The organism is Halomonas sp. TG39a (genome assembly GCF_000744395.1).
GTDB lineage: Bacteria > Pseudomonadota > Gammaproteobacteria > Pseudomonadales > Halomonadaceae > Vreelandella > Vreelandella ventosae_B.
This window is the reverse complement of the sequence record NZ_JQLV01000002.1, coordinates 597313-615183: the sequence shown is the minus strand read 5'-3', so window position 1 is coordinate 615183 and position 17871 is coordinate 597313. Positions and strand designations below refer to the sequence as shown.

The 17871-nt window shown below is 54.8% G+C and carries 16 protein-coding genes; 10 read left to right on the top strand and 6 right to left on the bottom strand.

Annotated features, from left to right (window positions below):
• The first annotated feature begins 88 nt into the window (after positions 1 to 88).
• Positions 89 to 661: a glycerol-3-phosphate 1-O-acyltransferase PlsY gene (gene plsY / locus U738_RS20930; protein WP_035585072.1), complete on the top strand. Its 573-nt coding sequence runs from the start codon at positions 89 to 91 to the stop codon at positions 659 to 661.
• Here plsY and tsaD read toward each other — a convergent pair.
• Complete coding sequence (gene tsaD / locus U738_RS20925; protein WP_035585069.1) at positions 658 to 1707, bottom strand: tRNA (adenosine(37)-N6)-threonylcarbamoyltransferase complex transferase subunit TsaD; 1050 nt, start codon at positions 1705 to 1707, stop codon at positions 658 to 660. The two genes, plsY and tsaD, sit on opposite strands and share 4 nt — an antisense overlap.
• 236 nt (positions 1708 to 1943) lie before the next feature.
• Between tsaD and rpsU the strand changes: the two genes are divergently transcribed.
• The 3 genes from rpsU (at position 1944) to rpoD (ending at position 6355) form a co-directional block, all read left to right on the top strand.
• Entirely contained in the window at positions 1944 to 2159 is a 216-nt protein-coding gene (gene rpsU / locus U738_RS20920) for a 30S ribosomal protein S21 (RefSeq protein WP_007113641.1), read from the top strand.
• 247 nt (positions 2160 to 2406) lie between these two features.
• Positions 2407 to 4278 carry a DNA primase gene (gene dnaG, locus U738_RS20915; protein WP_035585068.1) on the top strand — a complete coding sequence of 624 codons (1872 nt, stop codon included), beginning with the start codon at positions 2407 to 2409 and terminating at the stop codon, positions 4276 to 4278.
• A gap of 226 nt (positions 4279 to 4504) precedes the next feature.
• On the top strand, positions 4505 to 6355 hold the full coding sequence (gene rpoD, locus U738_RS20910; protein WP_035585065.1) for an RNA polymerase sigma factor RpoD: 1851 nt from the start codon (positions 4505 to 4507) through the stop codon (positions 6353 to 6355).
• A gap of 94 nt (positions 6356 to 6449) precedes the next feature.
• On the opposite strand, the gene U738_RS20905 is transcribed toward rpoD, so the two are convergent.
• Positions 6450 to 8021: an AbgT family transporter gene (locus U738_RS20905; RefSeq protein ID WP_035585062.1), complete on the bottom strand. Its 1572-nt coding sequence runs from the start codon at positions 8019 to 8021 to the stop codon at positions 6450 to 6452.
• Positions 8022 to 8216: 195 nt separating this feature from the next.
• Positions 8217 to 8864 (bottom strand): hypothetical protein, encoded by a 648-nt coding sequence (locus U738_RS20900; RefSeq protein WP_035585059.1) that lies wholly within the window; start codon positions 8862 to 8864, stop codon positions 8217 to 8219.
• A gap of 209 nt (positions 8865 to 9073) precedes the next feature.
• On the opposite strand from U738_RS20900, the gene U738_RS20895 reads away from it, so the two are divergent.
• A complete protein-coding gene (locus U738_RS20895; protein WP_035585056.1) occupies positions 9074 to 10441 on the top strand; it encodes an L-serine ammonia-lyase in 1368 nt (455 codons plus the stop codon).
• Here U738_RS20895 and U738_RS20890 read toward each other — a convergent pair.
• Positions 10438 to 11334, bottom strand: a complete 897-nt coding sequence (locus U738_RS20890; RefSeq protein ID WP_035585053.1) for a LysR family transcriptional regulator — start codon at positions 11332 to 11334, stop codon at positions 10438 to 10440. The two genes, U738_RS20895 and U738_RS20890, sit on opposite strands and share 4 nt — an antisense overlap.
• A 130-nt stretch (positions 11335 to 11464) precedes the next feature.
• Here U738_RS20890 and U738_RS20885 point away from each other — a divergent pair, with 130 nt between their 5' ends.
• The 4 genes from U738_RS20885 (at position 11465) to mtgA (ending at position 15444) form a co-directional block, all read left to right on the top strand.
• Complete coding sequence (locus U738_RS20885) at positions 11465 to 12448, top strand: MBL fold metallo-hydrolase (protein WP_035585050.1); 984 nt, start codon at positions 11465 to 11467, stop codon at positions 12446 to 12448.
• A 45-nt stretch (positions 12449 to 12493) separates the two neighbouring features.
• Complete coding sequence (locus U738_RS20880) at positions 12494 to 13603, top strand: S-(hydroxymethyl)glutathione dehydrogenase/class III alcohol dehydrogenase (protein WP_035585046.1); 1110 nt, start codon at positions 12494 to 12496, stop codon at positions 13601 to 13603.
• Between the two features lie 259 nt (positions 13604 to 13862).
• Positions 13863 to 14717, top strand: a complete 855-nt coding sequence (gene fghA / locus U738_RS20875) for an S-formylglutathione hydrolase (RefSeq protein WP_035585043.1) — start codon at positions 13863 to 13865, stop codon at positions 14715 to 14717.
• A gap of 10 nt (positions 14718 to 14727) precedes the next feature.
• Positions 14728 to 15444 carry a monofunctional biosynthetic peptidoglycan transglycosylase gene (mtgA, locus tag U738_RS20870; RefSeq protein ID WP_035585042.1) on the top strand — a complete coding sequence of 239 codons (717 nt, stop codon included), beginning with the start codon at positions 14728 to 14730 and terminating at the stop codon, positions 15442 to 15444.
• On the opposite strand, the gene U738_RS20865 is transcribed toward mtgA, so the two are convergent.
• Positions 15441 to 16208: an EAL domain-containing protein gene (locus U738_RS20865; RefSeq protein ID WP_442905716.1), complete on the bottom strand. Its 768-nt coding sequence runs from the start codon at positions 16206 to 16208 to the stop codon at positions 15441 to 15443. The two genes, mtgA and U738_RS20865, sit on opposite strands and share 4 nt — an antisense overlap.
• Positions 16209 to 16256: 48 nt before the next feature.
• Positions 16257 to 17171 (bottom strand): DMT family transporter, encoded by a 915-nt coding sequence (locus U738_RS20860; protein ID WP_050713199.1) that lies wholly within the window; start codon positions 17169 to 17171, stop codon positions 16257 to 16259.
• Between the two features lie 144 nt (positions 17172 to 17315).
• Here U738_RS20860 and U738_RS20855 point away from each other — a divergent pair, with 144 nt between their 5' ends.
• Positions 17316 to 17708: a DUF4168 domain-containing protein gene (locus U738_RS20855; protein ID WP_035585033.1), complete on the top strand. Its 393-nt coding sequence runs from the start codon at positions 17316 to 17318 to the stop codon at positions 17706 to 17708.
• Positions 17709 to 17871 lie beyond the last annotated feature (163 nt).

The window sequence follows — 17871 nt, the reverse complement described above, 5'->3', positions numbered from 1 at the left end:
GGTAACAAGCGGGCGATTGTACGTTAGGATGGGGTTAAACGACAGTAAGCCGGGTTATCGAGACGGCCTATAAAGCGAGCATACAGCCATGGGGTGGATAGTGGTGGGGTATTTTAGCGGCAGTTGGCTGGCAGCGCTGAGCGTTTGCCGCCTAGCTGGCGTGGGTGACCCTCGGCAACATGGCTCGTTTAACCCTGGCTTTTCCAATGTGCTGCGCCTCTATGGCCCCCGCTTAGCGGCAGCGACACTGCTGTTAGACGCTTTAAAAGCGATGCCCGCCGTACTCGGCGCAAAGTTGACCAGTTGTCCGGTATGGTTGCAGGGACTGGTCGGGTTGGCGGTATTGCTAGGTCACAGCTTTCCACTATGGCATGGCTTTCGCGGCGGAAAGGCGGTCGCCAGTGCCTTTGGTGTGCTGCTGGTGTTGGTGCCTTATGTGGCGCTACTAAGCGCGGTTGTTTGGTCGCTGTTGGCGTGGCGACTTAAAACGGCGGCGCTGGCCTCGCTGTTGAGTGCCTTAGTGGCGCCGCTAGCTTGTATTTGGTTAGCCCCGGAGTATGTCATGGTGGTGGGTGGGTTCAGCCTGCTGGTACTGGCCCGCCATGGGCTTAATATTCGCCGATTGCGAAGCGGCGAGGAGCCGCCGTTTCGCGGTTCTTAGCGTGAGGCAGGCGGTATCAACTGATCCAGCGGCCAGCGGGGCGTCGCCTGCATCATGCCGGGAATATCACACTCGCCCGCGGCTAGGCGTTGAGCGCCTACGTAGGCAATCATGGCGCCATTGTCGGTGCAGAAACGCCCGCGTGGGTAGTAGGCACGGGCCTGCCGTTTTTCACACTCAATTTGCAGCCGTTCGCGCAGGCGATGATTGGCGCTCACTCCGCCCGCGACTACTAAGCGCTTCAAGCCGGTTTGATCCAATGCTCGACGGCACTTGATTACCAGCGTATCGACAACCGCCTCTTCAAAGGCGCGGGCAACGTCGGCGCGGGCCTGGTCGTCGAGTTGTTGGGCGGTTTCCAACTGGCGAATAGCCGTCATGGTGTGGGTTTTTAAGCCCGAGAAACTGAAATCAAGCCCCGGGCGGTCGGTCATGGGCCGCGGGAAACGAAAGCGCTTAGGGTCACCCTGTTCCGCTAGCTTGGCGACCTGTGGTCCGCCTGGGTAGGCCAAGCCGAGCATCTTGGCGGCTTTATCAAACGCTTCACCCGCGGCGTCATCCACCGATTCACCGAGCAGTTTATAGCGGCCCAGCCCTTGAACTTCGACAAGCTGGGTATGGCCGCCGGATACCAGTAGCGCCACAAAGGGGAACTCGGGAGGCTCATCTTCCAGCATCGGTGCCAGCAGGTGACCTTCCATATGGTGTACGCCGAGTACCGGGATGTTTAGGGCGCGGGCCATGCCGTGAGCGGTGCTGGCGCCGACCATTAATGCGCCGACCAAACCCGGCCCAGCGGTGTAAGTGATGCCATCCAGGTCGCGGCGCGTCAGTTTGGCGTCGCTGAGCACCTGCTCAATCAGCGGCAGCAGTTTGCGGGTGTGATCGCGAGAGGCGAGTTCGGGCACCACACCGCCAAACTCCGCGTGCATGGCGATTTGGCTATATAGCGCGTCGGCAAGCAGCCCCTGGCCGCCGGTTAGCGAGGTGTCGTAAAGCGCGACGCCGGTTTCGTCGCAGGAGGTTTCAATGCCCAGAACACGCATAAAAAGCGACTCTCAAAGGATATTTAAAAGATATAAAGGTGAAAAATACTGCAGCGCTAGTTTAGCATTGTCGCCGCAGGTCAGCGTAAGCATTTGCAAAGATGGTCAACGGCGACTAAACTACTGTGCGCTGTAAAACTGGGTCGTACACCGCTTTGTTAGTCGCAATATGAATCGCGATATCGCAGTGTACGTACTATCCGAACTCAAGACTCCTTAAGGTAGGTGAGTGCTTAATGCCTTCTGTAAAAGTACGTGATAACGAGCCGTTTGACGTCGCCCTGCGTCGCTTCAAGCGTTCTTGCGAAAAAGCCGGTGTTCTTTCTGAAGTACGCCGCCGCGAGCACTATGAGAAGCCGACTGCTGAGCGTAAACGCAAAGCGGCCGCTGCCGTAAAACGCCACGCCAAGAAAATCCAGCGTGAGCAAAAGCGTTTCGAACGGCTCTATTGATCCGTACCCGAGGGGGCCGGAGCAGTTAGCTGGTCGTCTCAAGAGGGATGCCAAGCGGCCGCCACTAGGTGGCCGTTTGTTTTTGACTGTTGTTTTTAAAGCCATCGTTTTTTAAAGCGATCGTTCAAGACCGTCGCTGTTTAAGGTGATCTGGCAATGGGTCTGATGACGTTAAGCAGGGTTCTTAAGAGCGGTTTTTAAAAACAGTCTCGAAAGTTAGCGCTTTGCGCGAGGATGCCCGTAGTTCATGGCAGGCCAAATTCCACAGCGTTTCATTGATGACCTGTTAGGCCGCGTTGACGTGGTCGAGGTGGTTGGTGAGCGTGTGCAGCTTAAAAAGGCTGGCCGCAACTATTCTGGGCTATGTCCCTTCCATCAAGAGAAAACCCCATCGTTTACTGTCAGTGCTGATAAGCAGTTTTATCACTGCTTTGGCTGCGGGGCTAATGGTAATGCACTACGCTTCTTGATGGAGTATGACAAGCTGCCATTTCCTGAGGCGGTCGAGCAGCTAGCCGGGCGCTTGGGGATTGAAGTGCCGCGTGAGGGTGCTGATGACCCGCGTGCTCAGCAGCGTGAAAAGAAGCGCAAAGAGGGCGTCAACCTGCTCGAACTCGCCGCCAGTTTTTATCGCGAGCGATTAAAGATGCAGGAGGGGCAGTCCGCTCAGCATTATTTGTCGGGTCGCGGACTCTCGGATGACGTGATCAAGACCTATGGTATTGGTTACGCTCCAGCAGGCTGGGAGGCGCTGAAGCAGCACCTCAGCGAGCGCGGTATTGGTGAGCCGGTTCAGGTCGAGTACGGCCTGTTGATTCACCGCGAAGATACCGGACGTACCTATGACCGCTTTCGTGATCGGGTAATGTTCCCGATTCGCGATTTGCGTGGTCGCACGATTGCTTTTGGCGGCAGGGTGATGGGTGATGATCAGCCCAAATACCTTAATTCGCCGGAAACGCCCGTGTTCCATAAGGGGCGTGAGCTATACGGCTTGTATGAGGCGCGCCAAGCCTCCAGCAAGCTTGAGCAGCTTGTCATGGTCGAAGGCTATATGGATGTGGTGGCGCTGGCGCAATACGGTATTCATAACGCCGTGGCGACGCTGGGTACCGCCACCACGGAAGACCATTTGACCCGCCTGTTTCGACTGGTGAGTCGCGTAGTGTTCTGTTTCGATGGTGACCGTGCGGGAAGACAGGCGGCTAGTCGGGCGTTGGAAACCGCGCTGCCGCAAATGATTGATGGTCGTGAAGCGCGCTTTCTGTTTCTGCCCGAAGGTGATGACCCGGACACCCTGGTGCGCCGTGAAGGCACTCAGGCATTTCAGGATCGTGTGACCTGTGCCATGCCGCTGTCGGAGTTTCTATTCGAGCAAGCCGCCCAGGGGCGCGACTTAAAAACAGTGGAAGGGCGTGAGCGATTTGCCAGTCAGGTGCTCGAAGCATTGAACAAAGTGCCTGAAGGCATGCTCAAATCGTTACTACTGGAGTCGCTGGCGCAGCGTAGCGGGCTGGCGCAAGAGCAATTGAAAGTGCTGCTCGAAAAGCGTGCCCAGGCGTCGCAACGGACTCTTTCCAAGGGCACCGCCAATGGCGATGTTTCTCAGGAACAGGGAGAGTCCGATTCGGCGTCATCGGCGATGCCTGGCGCTGTTTTGGCGGCCCCTGCTCTGTCGCCGCGTTCACGTTCTCAGGCGCTCTCCCCGGTTGGGCGTATCGTGCAGCTGTTGCTGCATGAGCCCAATTTGGTGGCCACGCTGCCTGATCATTTGGAGTGGTTGCCTGAAGATGACGATGCGCCGCTATGCCGCGAGCTGATTGAACTGCTCAAGGCGGGGCGCTACCGCAGCCCACAAGTGGTGTTGGCGCATTTTCAAGGCAGCCAGCAGGGACAGGCCTTAGCGGTCTTCGCCAAGCGCGAGCTGTTGATTCCCAAGCCAGATCGGGAAGCAGAGTTGAAGGGCTTGGTGGAGCACTTGCAGTACGTTCAGCGCCAGCGTTCTCCCCAAGAGGAGTACGCGGCGTTGCTGGCGCAGGAGCGCGCCGGGCAAAAGTTAGATAAGGAGCAGCGCCGACGTTTGGCAAGCCTGGTAATGGAGCTTGCACAGCGCCAATGAGGCGGTGTCTTGGGCGGTGGGGGTTGAATTCCTAGCGTTTCAGCACCAGATATAGGGTCAGCCACCGAGCGCTGGCCTAACCGAACAAACTAACACACCTGAATTGCCGCGCAAATACGTCATGCTGGAAAATTTCCTGCTATTTACGCTATACTGTACGGCTTGTTGAGTTTAATCGATTCAGCGCACCAGGTGTTTCATTCTTCTTCGTCGAGATAGGGTTTCTATGGCTGGAAATGCGCAGCAGCAGTCGCGTCTGAAGGAGTTGATCGCTCGAGGCAAGGAACAGGGTTACCTGACCTATGCCGAGGTCAACGACCATCTACCCGAGGATATCGCCGACCCGGATCAAGTGGAAGACATCATTGGCATGATCAACGACATGGGTATAAGTGTCGCTGAAGAAGCGCCAGATGAAGACACTTTGATGATGTCGGATCAATCCACGGACGAGTCCGCTGCGGAAGAGGCCGTAGCGGCCCTTGCCGCCGTGGAAAGCGATGTAGGCCGCACCACTGACCCCGTACGCATGTACATGCGAGAAATGGGCACGGTTGAGCTTCTGACCCGTGAAGGCGAAATTGAAATCGCCAAACGGATCGAAGAGGGCACCCGTGAAGTGATGTCGTCTCTGGCCTATTTGCCGGGTGCCGTCGCGTCCATTCTGGACGCCTACGACGCTACTCAGGATGAAGAAGCGCCAGGGCGTCTTTCGGATCTGTTTTCTGGTTTCATCGATCCCGATGAGGGGATCCCCGGTGTTGCCGAAGCAGAGGTGCCCGAACCGGAACCCGAATCCGAGCTTGAAGAGGATGTTGAAGGCGACGGCGACGATGAAGACGACGACTCCACGGCCAGCGAAGGCGGACCGGATCCTGAAGAGGCGCGTGCGCGTTTCGAGCAGATTCGCGAGCAGAACGCCTTGGTCGAAGCGGCGTTTGCTAAACATGGCCGCGGCAGTGCCGAGCTAAAAGCGGAACAAGCTCGTTTAGCTGTGCTCTTCTCGCCGATCAAGCTGGTACCCAAGCATTTTGAGCGCTTAGTCGGTCAAGTGCGTATCAGCGTTGAGCAGGTGCGTGCCCAAGAGAAAGCGGTCATGCAGCTGTGCGTGAAAAAAGCCAAGGTACCGCGCAAAACCTTTATCAAGTCGTTTCCTGGCAACGAGTCGCGTAAAACCTGGCTGGATGATTTCCAGGCAGCGCAGAGCAAGTACGCCGATCGCCTCGAGCCGCTACGCGCCGATATTGCCCGTGCCCAGCGTAAGATCGCCTTCGAAGAGGACATGGTGCAACTCTCGGTTGCCGATCTGAAAGAGGTGAATCGCAAGCTCTCGATTGGTGAAGCGAAAGCGCGCCGTGCCAAGAAAGAGATGGTTGAGGCCAACCTGCGCTTGGTAATCTCGATTGCCAAGAAGTATACCAACCGTGGTCTGCAGTTCTTGGATCTCATCCAGGAAGGCAACATCGGCTTGATGAAAGCGGTCGATAAGTTCGAATATCGCCGTGGCTATAAGTTCTCGACCTATGCTACTTGGTGGATTCGTCAGGCAATCACTCGCTCGATTGCCGATCAGGCGCGCACCATCCGTATTCCGGTGCATATGATTGAGACGATCAACAAGCTCAATCGCGTATCGCGCCAGATGTTGCAGGAAATGGGCCGTGAGCCGACGCCGGAAGAGCTCGGCGAGCGTTTGGAAATGCCAGAAGATAAAGTCCGTAAGGTGCTCAAAATCGCCAAGGAGCCGATCTCCATGGAGACGCCTATTGGTGACGACGATGACTCACACCTGGGTGACTTTATCGAAGATGGCACCATGCTGCTGCCCATTGATATGGCTACCGGTGAAGGCCTTATCGAAGCAACGCGTAACGTGTTAGGCGGCTTGACCGCCCGCGAAGCGAAGGTGCTGCGCATGCGTTTTGGTATTGATATGAATACCGACCATACGCTGGAAGAGGTGGGCAAGCAGTTTGACGTGACGCGTGAGCGAATCCGTCAGATTGAAGCCAAAGCGCTGCGCAAGCTACGTCACCCCAGCCGCTCAGAGCCGCTGCGTTCGTTCCTCGACGAGTGAATAACGTTAGCAGTGAATAGTGAGGGGTAAGTAGAAAGTAAAAAGCCCGCCGTTCTCAGAACGGCGGGCTTTTTACGTTAAGCAATGCAAAGGGCTATAGCGTGTAGTAGGTGGCGGAGCCAGGGCCAACAGGTAAGCCAAACACAAACACCCAAACGAAGAACAGCAGACTCCATCCAATCAGCATAAACAGCGTATAGGGAAGCATAAGAGCAACCAACGTGCCAATGCCCATATCCTGCCGGTAACGGGTTGCTACAGCGAGGATCAGGCCAAAGTAGCTCATCATCGGGGTGATCAGATTGGTGACTGAATCACCGATACGATAGGCTGCTTGAATGACCTCTGGTGCGTAACCCATTAACATTAACATGGGGACAAAGATGGGAGCCGTCACCGCCCACTGCGCCGAGGCGCTGCCCAGCGACAAATTGACGAATGCACACATAATAATGAACAGAGCAAACAGGCCGGGGCCGCGTAGTCCGAGAGACTCCAGCAGATCCGCACCAGCAATCGCGGTCACGGTACCAAAGTTACTCCAGTTAAACAGCGCTACGAACTGAGCAGCGAAGAACACCAGGACGATGTATAAGCCCAGACTGCTCATGCTTTTAGCCATGGCGTTTACCACGTCGCGGTCATTGTGCATGGTGCCGGCTAGGCGGCCATAGACAAAGCCTAATAGAGTGAATGATACCGCTACAATCACAACGATTCCGCGTAAAAACGGTGAGCCGCTTATCAGCCCCGTTTCAGGGTTGCGCAGTATTCCACTCTCAGGCACTACCATCACGGCAACCAGCACGACTAATGCCAGCGCTGCTAAGCCGGTGCCTTTTAAGGCGCGTTTTTCCGTTGATGAAAGTTCTCCCATATTTTGCTGGTCAATGTCGTTATCGGCGTAGGCAGAATCAAATTTACCCAGCTTGGGTTCTACGATGCGCTCGGTGACCAGTCCACCAATCAGCGTCACAAAGAACGTGCTGGCAAACATAAAGAACCAATTGGCCTCTGCGCCGACGACATAAGCAGGGTCAAGTAGCCGGGCCGCTTCCTGGGTAATGCCTGAAAGTAATGGGTCAACTGTGCCGATTAGCAGGTTAGCGCTGTATCCCCCAGAAACACCACAGAACGCAGCAGCTAGGCCCGCAAGGGGATGCCGTCCCAGTGAGTGGAATATCATAGCGGCAAGTGGAATCAGTACAACATAACCAAGCTCTGCAGCCATATTAGACATAATGCCTGCAAAGACTACTGCGTAAGTAACAATTCGGGGGGAGCGGTTGAGCACTAAGGCGCGCATGCTCGCGGAGAGCAGTCCCGAATGCTCGGCAACGCCTACGCCCAGCATAGCCACCAACACGGTGCCAAGTGGGGCGAAGCTAGTGAAATTAGTGACCATTTCGGTGACCAGTCGGCGTAAACCTTCGGCATTTAGTAAAGAGTTCACGGCGATCCACTCGCCCTCATTGGCGGGTCGTGGATCGGCTACTGAAACCCCCAGTGCAGCCGCAATACCGCTGGCGATAACCACTAATACGCAAAGTATTGCAAACAGTGTGACGGGATGAGGAAGCAGGTTACCTAGCCACTCAACGCTATCTAGAAAACGGGTGAAAAAACCACGCTGCAGGTTTTTTTCATCTTGTTTGGTTTTATTCATAAGGTTTATGTCGTCAATGTAAGAGTTTTTGGTAAAAGATATGGCGGTGAAGCATAGCGAGCGACACTACGTTGAAGCGCAGCGGGTCGCAAACGGCTTTTTGCATAACGAGATTTGAAAAATGAAACGCCGTCTTGCCAAGCAAAGACGGCGTGTGTAGCTGATTACATGGGGGGCAGCAAGCAGGTATGGGCTTTACAACGCCGTCTGCCGGGCTTGATAAACGCGACGGGCCAGTAGCAGTAGTTCCAGGGTGGCGATCAAAATTAAGCTATAACCAAGCAGCTCAACCACTTCTTCAGCGACGCTCTTAAAGGTTCCCGAGTAGCTGTCTTCAAGAATGGCTTGCCAAAACTCCTGCCGTCCATATAAGCGTGAGAAAATATAGGTGGTCAGCACGCCGGCTGTAAAAAGACCAAAGGCGAAGGTATTGCTGTAATGGGCGAACTCCTCCAGAAAGCGTTGGCGTTGTTTAATCACCCAAAAGAGCGTGGGGAGAATAATCAGTGCAACAAGCACTTTCCAGGTGTCTTCAGCGACATAGTTGTCTAAAAAGTGATCCTGCTCACGCACCAGAGAGGCGGCCACAAACGCCAGCAGTAGTAGCGTGATGGTGGGCCAAACTTTAAGCACTTGGCGAATATAAATCAGCATCGCACAGCAGGTGGCCAGCACCAGGGTCTGGGTAAACTCGGTAAAGCCTAACTCAGAAAACCGAACTGAGGGTAAATAGAGCGCTTCAAAATAGGCACCTTGGGTAATCGCGCCGACAAACAGCACGTACAGCACTGCACGTCCTAAGATGGTTCGAAATCCGATAGGCCAGGGAGGGGAGGAAGACATACCAACATCCTTTGTGGGTAAGCAGCGTAGCTACTACACAATTTTGCAATGACATGTGCATATAAAAACATGCAGGGTTGAATGTTCATTATATCGTCACAGTTATGTGTTGGCACGTCGATATTGCGGTTAATCACTCGACGTTTGGTCATCGGCGCTGCAAAGTGTCCCATAGGCAGGTAATAACAGTGTTGTGAGGCGTAATAGACATGGCTATTAGTGTGTTTGATCTTTTCCGAATTGGCATCGGGCCATCGAGTTCCCATACTGTGGGCCCGATGCGCGCGTCGCGAGATTTTGCCTTGGCGCTTGGCGATACCCGCGTTACCCGACTGGTGGTAAGGCTTCATGGGTCACTTGCCGCCACCGGGGTGGGCCACGGTACCGATCAAGCCGTCATCATGGGGCTGATGGGCGAAGCACCAGAAAGTATCGATCCAGACACGATTACGTCGCGGTTAAAACAACTTGCCGAAGGCGAGCCGCTGTTGTTGGCCAATGGCCAACAGATCGCTTTTGACGCTCATAACGATGTCGAATGGGATGAGGCCTGTTTGCCGTTCCATCCCAATGCCATGGTGCTAAGCGCCTATTGTGATGATGCGTTGGTCGCGACCAATACCTTTTACTCCCTTGGCGGCGGCTTCTATGTCGATCAAGCCAAGGCAGATCAAGGCGAGGTTGGCGAAGACGCTACTGAACTGCCTTACCCCTTCAATACGGCGGCTGAGCTGCTCGCGCTATGTCGCCAGCATCAACTGCGTATTAGCCAACTGATGCTTGAAAATGAGAAGGCTTGGCGTAGTGAATCGGCCATTCGCGAAGAGCTGCTAACCATTTGGCACGCCATGAGCGACAGTATTGAGAATGGCCTGCGTGCGACAGGCCATTTGCCCGGTGGGTTAAATGTGCGTCGTCGAGCGCAACTGCTCCACCAGCAGTTGCTTCATCCGCCGAAAAATCAGCGGCTGATTGTGTCGAGTTTTACCGTGATGGATTGGGTCAATGTGTTTGCGCTGGCAGTGAATGAAGAGAACGCCGCCGGGCGGCGCATGGTCACCGCCCCGACCAACGGTGCTGCAGGCATCGTACCCGCCGTCTTGGCGTACTACTTGAAGTTTGAACCCGACGCCAGCGAGGCCGATGTGGTCGATTTTCTGCTGACTGCCGGGGCGGTAGGCATTTTATGCAAAAAGAACGCCTCCATTTCCGGTGCAGAGGTGGGCTGCCAGGGTGAAGTTGGCTCCGCTTGTGCTATGGCGGCCGCTGGGCTTGCCGAAGTGCTGGGCGGCACGCCGGGGCAAGTGGAAAATGCCGCTGAGATCGGCTTGGAGCATAACCTCGGGTTGACCTGCGACCCGGTAGGCGGGCTTGTGCAAGTTCCCTGCATCGAGCGCAATGCAATTGCCTCCGTCAAAGCAATCAATGCTGCACGAATGGCGCTGCACGGCGATGGCGAGCACTTTATATCGCTGGATAAAGTGATTCGTACCATGCGTGATACCGGCCGCGATATGCAGGACAAATACAAAGAGACTTCCAAGGGCGGGCTCGCGGTCAATGCTATCGAGTGCTAGGCAAGCGGATTGCTGGGTAGCAGGGTGTCTATATTAGCGACCAGGTAGTCGACCAGTTGGCGGATTTTGGGTGACAGGTGGCGGTGGCGAGGGTAAACCGCCCAGACGGCGGTATCGTGATGCTGAAAGGGCTCAAGCACGGCCACTAGCTCGCCGCTGGCCAAGTAGGGGGCAACGTAGTAGTCCGGTAGTTGCGCAAGCCCCAGCCCCTTGCGCGCCGCGTCTAGCAGCGCTGGCCCGGAATTGCCCGACCAGCACCCCTCGACACGCACTTCACGGCGTTGGCCGTTGACTTCAAACAGCCAGTTGGGCCGTGAGCCAATCAGGCAGCGGTGCTGGCTAAGTTCCGCCAAGGTGTGGGGGCGCGGCGCCTGGCGGAAGTAGCTCTGTGAGCCGACGATATACTCACGGCGGTCACATAGGCGTCTGGCGATCAGGCTTGAATCCTTTAATACGCCCATCCGAATGGCAATATCGTAGCCCTCTTCAATGAGTTCTACTGGTCGGTTAGTGAAGTGCATATGAACGTCCAGCTGCGGATGCAAACACTGAAAGTCATTCACCAGTGGGGCGATAAAGCGCTCGCCAAAGGTCGTGGCCGAGGTCAGTTTAAGTAGCCCGCTAGGCTTGGCCTGGAGTTCGCTAAGCGCCTGCTCGGCATCCCGCAGCCCATCAAATAGATGGCGGCAGTGTTCCACGTAGGTAGTCCCCGCGTCGGTTAAGCGAATTTGACGGGTGGTGCGATATAGCAACTGAACACCTAGCTGATTTTCGAGCTGGCTAACCAAGCGGCTAATATGCGAGGTCGATACCTTTAGGTGGCGGGCCGCAGCAGAGAACGTGCCTAAACGCACCACCTCCACAAAGGCTTCGATACGGCTCCAGTGCTGCATGCTAACTCCCTGGGTTGATAGTAATTGTTGCTGTGTGGCAATAATCTTATGAGTGTATCCCGGTTTATCAAGAGCGCCTAGCTGGCCTACACTGCTAGCATCGCTAGCCTATCAATGGAGCCTTGTGCTTATGTCTATATCTTTATCTCAGTGGTCTCGCGGTGCGCTAGCAGTGGCCGTGGGCGCTGGCTGGGCAGTTAGTGCTCAGGCAGAGCTACCCACCCAGCAGCAGGAGCAGGCGCCAGGCTGGTTTCGCATGATGGTTGGGGAGTATGAGGTAACCGCGCTGTACGATGGCCATACGGCTATTGATACCTCCTTGTTAAAAGGCATGGAGCAAGAAGAGATTCTCCGCCACTTGGATGCGCTATTTATCGATGCAGAGAGTGGCATGCAAACTGCGGTCAATGCCTTTCTTATTCACACTGGCGAGAACCTTGTGCTGGTTGATGCCGGCTCAGCTGCCTGCTTTGGCCCCTCGTTAGGTCAGGTGGAGAGTAACCTGCGCGCTTCTGGCTACTCGCCGGAGGATGTCGACACGGTGCTGATGACCCATCTGCATCCTGACCACGTGTGTGGTTTGGCCAATGAGGAGGGCGAAGCGGTTTATCCCAATGCTGAGCTGCGAGCGAGTCAAGCCGATGCCGATTTTTGGCTGGATGAAGAGCGTGCGGCTGCGGCGCCTGAAGCCAATCAACCCTTCTTTACCATGGCTCAAGAGGCGGTAGCGCCTTATCAGGAAGCTGACCGTTTCAACCCTTTTACGGCCGGTGATGAAGTGCTGATGGGTATCGTTGCCCAAGATACCCATGGCCACACCGCCGGACACTCAAGCTTTATGCTCAATAGCGATGATGACGCCATGCTGGTATGGGGTGATGTGGTGCACAGCTACGGTGTTCAATTTGCTGACCCTACTGTGGCCATTGAGTTTGATTCTGACCCCGAGCAGGCCATTCGCACCCGGGAAAGCGTGCTCGAAAGCGCGGTTAAAGATAAACACTGGATAGCTGGTGCCCATATGCCTTTCCCTGGCATTGGTCATATCGTAGAAGATGAAGAGGGCTATCGCTGGCTGCCGATTGAGTTTGGCCCAGTGGCTACTGACGAGTAACGCCTTAGTTTTTGTTTTTGAAGTAATGAACATTTAGGAGTCAAAATGAAGTCACGCGCAGCTGTTGCATTGGAAGCGGGTAAGCCGCTTGAACTGGTCGAGATTGATGTCGAAGGCCCGAAGGCGGGGGAAGTGCTGGTTAGAATGGCCGCTACGAGTGTTTGCCATACCGATGCTTACACGCTCTCCGGTGCTGATCCCGAAGGTAATTTCCCCGCTGTCTTGGGCCATGAAGGTGCAGGCGTGGTTCAGGAAGTAGGCGAGGGCGTCACTAGCCTTAAGCCAGGCGACCACGTCATTCCGCTCTACACCGCCGAGTGCGGCAAATGTAAATTCTGTTTGTCGGGTAAAACCAACCTGTGTGGCAGCGTTCGCGCTACTCAAGGTAAAGGGGTAATGCCCGACGGTACCTCGCGTTTCTCACTCGATGGCAAAATGCTTCATCACTATATGGGCACCTCCACGTTCAGCGAGTACACAGTGTTGCCTGAAGTCTCGCTGGCGGTGGTTTCCAAAGAAGCCCCCATGGATAAGATCTGCCTGCTGGGCTGCGGCGTAACCACTGGTATCGGTGCGGTGCTCAATACTGCCAAAGTAGAGCCGGGCGCCACGGTGGCAGTGTTTGGTCTCGGGGCTATCGGTTTGGCCGTCATTCAAGGTGCGGTAATGGCCAAGGCGGGGCGTATAATTGCTATCGACGTCAACGCTGATAAATTCGAGCTGGCCAAGCAGTTTGGCGCCACCGACTTTGTGAACCCGAAAGAGTATGCTGATCCGATCCAGCAGGTGATTGTCGATATGACCGACGGCGGCGTCGACTACTCTTTTGAGTGTATCGGCAACGTTAACGTGATGCGTTCGGCGCTAGAGTGTTGCCATAAAGGCTGGGGCGAATCGATCGTGATTGGTGTAGCCGGGGCTGGCGAAGAGATCTCCACACGGCCGTTCCAACTGGTCACCGGGCGGGTCTGGAAAGGCTCTGCTTTTGGTGGCGTAAAAGGGCGTAGCGAACTGCCGGGCTACGTTGATCGTTATATGAACGGCGAAATCAATATCGATGATTTCATTACCCACGATATGCCGTTTGAGAAAATCAACGAAGCGTTTGAGTTACTGCATGCGGGTAAGAGCATTCGTGCCGTGCTGCATTACTAGGTTCTACAAGGCTAAGTGCCAGGGCAGGTTGAAGCGAGGGTCTTTTGACAGGGATGTCAAAAGTAGCGCCCACGGATGGGTTCACAGCGCCCTCGCGGAAACCTGCCCTGGCACTCCGCTATAGGGAGTTTTACAGGCAGTCATTTGCCCTGTGCATTACTAGGCCCAGCATTATTAAGTAGTATAGGAAGCACGTTTAAAACGCTAAAACGCGGTAGGGTGGACCTGCCGCGTTTGCTGCATTTAAAGGAACCTGCCCATGAGCATGAGTGAAACTCTAGAACTGGTGTCTGCCAACCGTAGTTTCGGTGGCTGGCATAAGCGCTACCGCCACTACTCCCGTGCGCTGGATTGCGACATGATCTTCGCCGTTTACTTGCCGCCCCAGGCGGAAAACGAGCGCGTACCGCTGCTGTGGTGGCTCTCGGGGCTGACCTGTAATGACGAAAATTTCATGCAGAAAGCCGGTGCTCATCGTATCGCTGCTGAGTTGGGGGTGGCCATCGTTTGCCCTGACACCAGCCCACGGGGAACCGATTTGCCCGGCGAGCATGAGAGTTTTGATTTAGGCTCTGGGGCCGGGTTTTACGTCAACGCCACTGAGTCACCGTGGAAGTCACATTACCGCATGTACGATTATGTGATTGAGGAGCTGCCTTCCGTGGTGCGCCAGCACTTTCCGGTCAATGGCCGTGAATCGATTAGCGGCCACTCCATGGGGGGGCATGGTGCATTGATTCTAGCGCTGCGTCATCCTGGGCGTTTCCGATCGGTATCGGCGTTTTCGCCAGTGGTCAACCCGATGAACTGCCCTTGGGGTCAACAGGCGTTTAATGCCTATCTGGGGGATGATCAGTCACGCTGGCGCCAGTACGATGCCTGCGAACTGGTGGCCAACGGTGCATCCCGCCAGCGGCTGTTTATCGACCTGGGGGAAGCAGATCAATTCCTGGAAGAGCAGCTTCAGCCAGAGCGTTTAGAGGCCGTTTGCGAACAGTACGATCATCCGTTAACGCTGCGCCGTCAGCCGGGTTACGATCACAGTTACTTCTTTATTGCCTCGTTCATTGAGGATCATCTGCGCTATCATGCAGACCACCTCATGAAGCGTTAAGGATAACGGGATGCTCAATCGCTCGCTGCGCCGTTTTATGCGTCTGCTTTGGCGGATTGTTTGGCGCGGCGTGTTAGCGTTTGTGCTGCTGTCAGTCGCGCTGGTACTACTGTTTCGCGTCGTTCCTCCACCGGGGTCGATGGTGATGGTCGAGCGCAAAATTCAGAGCTGGATCCATAGCGAACCGATTCGTATACAGCGCGAGTGGCGAGGTTGGGATTCGCTCTCTGTAAATGCCAAACTGGCAGTGATTGCCTCAGAGGATCAGCGCTTTCCGCATCACAGCGGGTTTGATCTTGTCGAATTGCGCCGCGCGTGGCAGGCCAGCCAAGATGGTGGGCGGCTGCGGGGTGCCAGCACCTTGACTCAGCAAACGGCTAAAAACGTTTTTCTGTGGACAGGCCGCAGCTGGACGCGGAAGGGGCTGGAGGCGTGGTTTACGCTACTGATTGAGATACTCTGGAGCAAGCAGCGTATTCTGGAGGTCTATCTTAATGTCGCCGAGTGGGATCGCGGTGTCTTTGGCTTAGAGGCCGCTGCTCAGCACTATTTCGGCGTCTCTTCCAGTTCGCTAACGGAGCGCCAGGCAAGCCTTCTTGCGGCTATTTTACCCAGCCCGTTAACGCGCAGTGCCTCCCGGCCCGATGCCCAGGTTGAGCGACGAAGCCAGTGGATACGCCAGCAAATGCGCAATTTAGGTGGTGCGGACTATTTAGAGCACCTCTAGTCATATTGAGCGTCGTCAATTTCTGCCAGTGCTTCCAAGTTTGGGTAAGCGAAGTAATAGCCTTGCTGCATAGGAATGCCCAGTGTTAGCAGGCAACGCGACTCCTCGCGGGTTTCCACGCCCTCAGCAATCAGCTGTGTTCCCAATGTATCTGCTAACGCCACCAGGCTGCGTAGTATGGCCTGGCGGCGTTTGTCGCGGTCGCACTCCATGACTAAATCGCGATCGATTTTCAGCGTATCGGGCCGCAGGTCGGTCAATAGATCGAGATTGGCATAACCGTTACCAAAATCATCCAGCGAGGTGGTAAAGCCCATCTCGCGATAGCTCTCAATAATTCCTCGCATATGCATGCGGTCTTTGACCCGCTCGGTTTCGGTAATTTCGAAATTGAGCCGCTCGGTGGGCCAGCCAACACGGTGCGCCGCTTCCAGGGTGGCTTGAATGCACGCCTGTGGCTCATAAACGGCATTGGGCAGAAAATTGATAGAGAGCCGTTCCCGCATGCCAAGAGCGCTTGCCAACTCAATGGCTTTGATGCGGCAAGCCTGATCAAAGCGGTACATCAACTCATCGGTCACCTGGCCAAGTATTGAAAAAGCGGTTTCACCGTTAGGGCCGCGTACTAATGCTTCGTAGTAAACAACTTGCCGCTGGCTGACATTGACGATCGGTTGAAACGCCATGGTAAATGCAAAAGGTACCGGGGAGTCGCAACGGTTACAGTGTCCGTTCACCCTGGCACAGTGGTGTTGTGCTGACATGTTTATCCAAGCCCTGGTCTACAACTATCGTTAATTATAAAAATCGCGTTATCGTCTAATTGCCATTACTACCCCAGTGATGGCAACCAACATCCCCACAAGCCCTAGCAAGGGAAGACGCTCGTCAAATAGCCACCATGCCTGCAGCGCAGTGACCGGTGGCACTAGATAAAAAAGACTCGCGACCCGCGAGGCCTCCCCCTTTTTGATCAAGGCCATGAGTAACAGAATAGCGGCAATTGAGAGAATCAACACCAGCCAGCCCAGGGTCAGCACAAAGGTGCTGCTCCACTCCACCTGACGAGTCTCAAATAGCAGCGCGCCTATCCCCAGCAGAGCACTCGCCGCCAAGTATTGAATAACTGCTCCGGAAAGCAGCGGCATGCTGGTGCAGTATCTTTTTTGATACAGCGTACCTAAGGAGATGCCGATCAACGCAGCGGTAACACACAGTAGAGCGCTAACCCCGAAACCATCAAACAGCGATTCACCAATCTCTAGCTTACTGCCAAGCACTAAACTGATGCCTATAAGGCCCAGCCCTAGTCCCAGCCATTGGCGCCATGAGAGCTGCTCGCCTAATAAAGGCCCGGCGAAGGCGGCGGTCAGCAGTGGCTGGAGCCCCACCAGTAATGCCGCTAAACCGGCGGGCATACCTAGGTAAATGCCATAGAAAACGCCACCTAAGTAAGCGCCGTGGACTAGAAAACCTGATACAGCGATGTGTGTCCATAACCTGGGTGATGAAGGCCAAGGGATACGCATCACTACGACCAGGGGAATCAGCAGCAGTAGCGTGAGGACAAAGCGAATAAACAAAAACGTAAAGGGTTCTGCGTAAGGCAGACCGAACTTGGCGCCGATAAAGCCGGTGCTCCAAAGCAGAACAAAAAGTACGGGCATTGCGGTCAGCCCCGCCGATGATAGACTTTTCTGACGTAAGCTTTTGAATATATTAGTCATTTAATTTCCGTGGTGGCGTGTTGGATCCGGTTTTTAGATACATTTTGTTCTTTTTGTTACTAACTTTTACATAATAAATTGAACCTGGCTGAATACGGCGCGTCACAGTGAGCACATACACAACGCAATATTGAGGTTTTTTCTATGCAACGTATGACTGCCCTGTTCTCCGCCGCCCTGCTTGCCACTGGTCTGATGGCTTCTACTGCCCACGCCCAGCAAGAACAAGGCGCTGAGCAAGATCCGATGGCGACCCAGCAAGCAGCACCTGCCCAGGATTTTTCTGACGATCAGCTCCAGCAGTTTGCCGATGCTTCTCAAGAGATTGCGGTTATTTCTCAGGAATATACCCAGCGTCTGCAGGAAGCAGAAGATGAGTCAGCACAGCAGGAAGTGCGCACTGAAGCCAACGACCGCATGATCGAAGTGGTCGAAGACAGCGGCCTAGATGTTGATACCTTCAACGCTATCGGTCAATCTATTCAGCAAGATCCAGAAATGATGCAGCGTGTTCAGGAAATGGCTGAACAGTCCTAAGTCATATCGCTGCAAATAATTGATGTCGTTTTGAATGAAGTAATGTTCATTTATCGGCGTTAATATCAGCATGGCTTCGGCCAACAAAGCCCGGTGCATAACTGCACCGGGCTTTTTTTCATTTTGCCGGGGACAGTTTTATTATGCTGGGTGGGGTTTACCT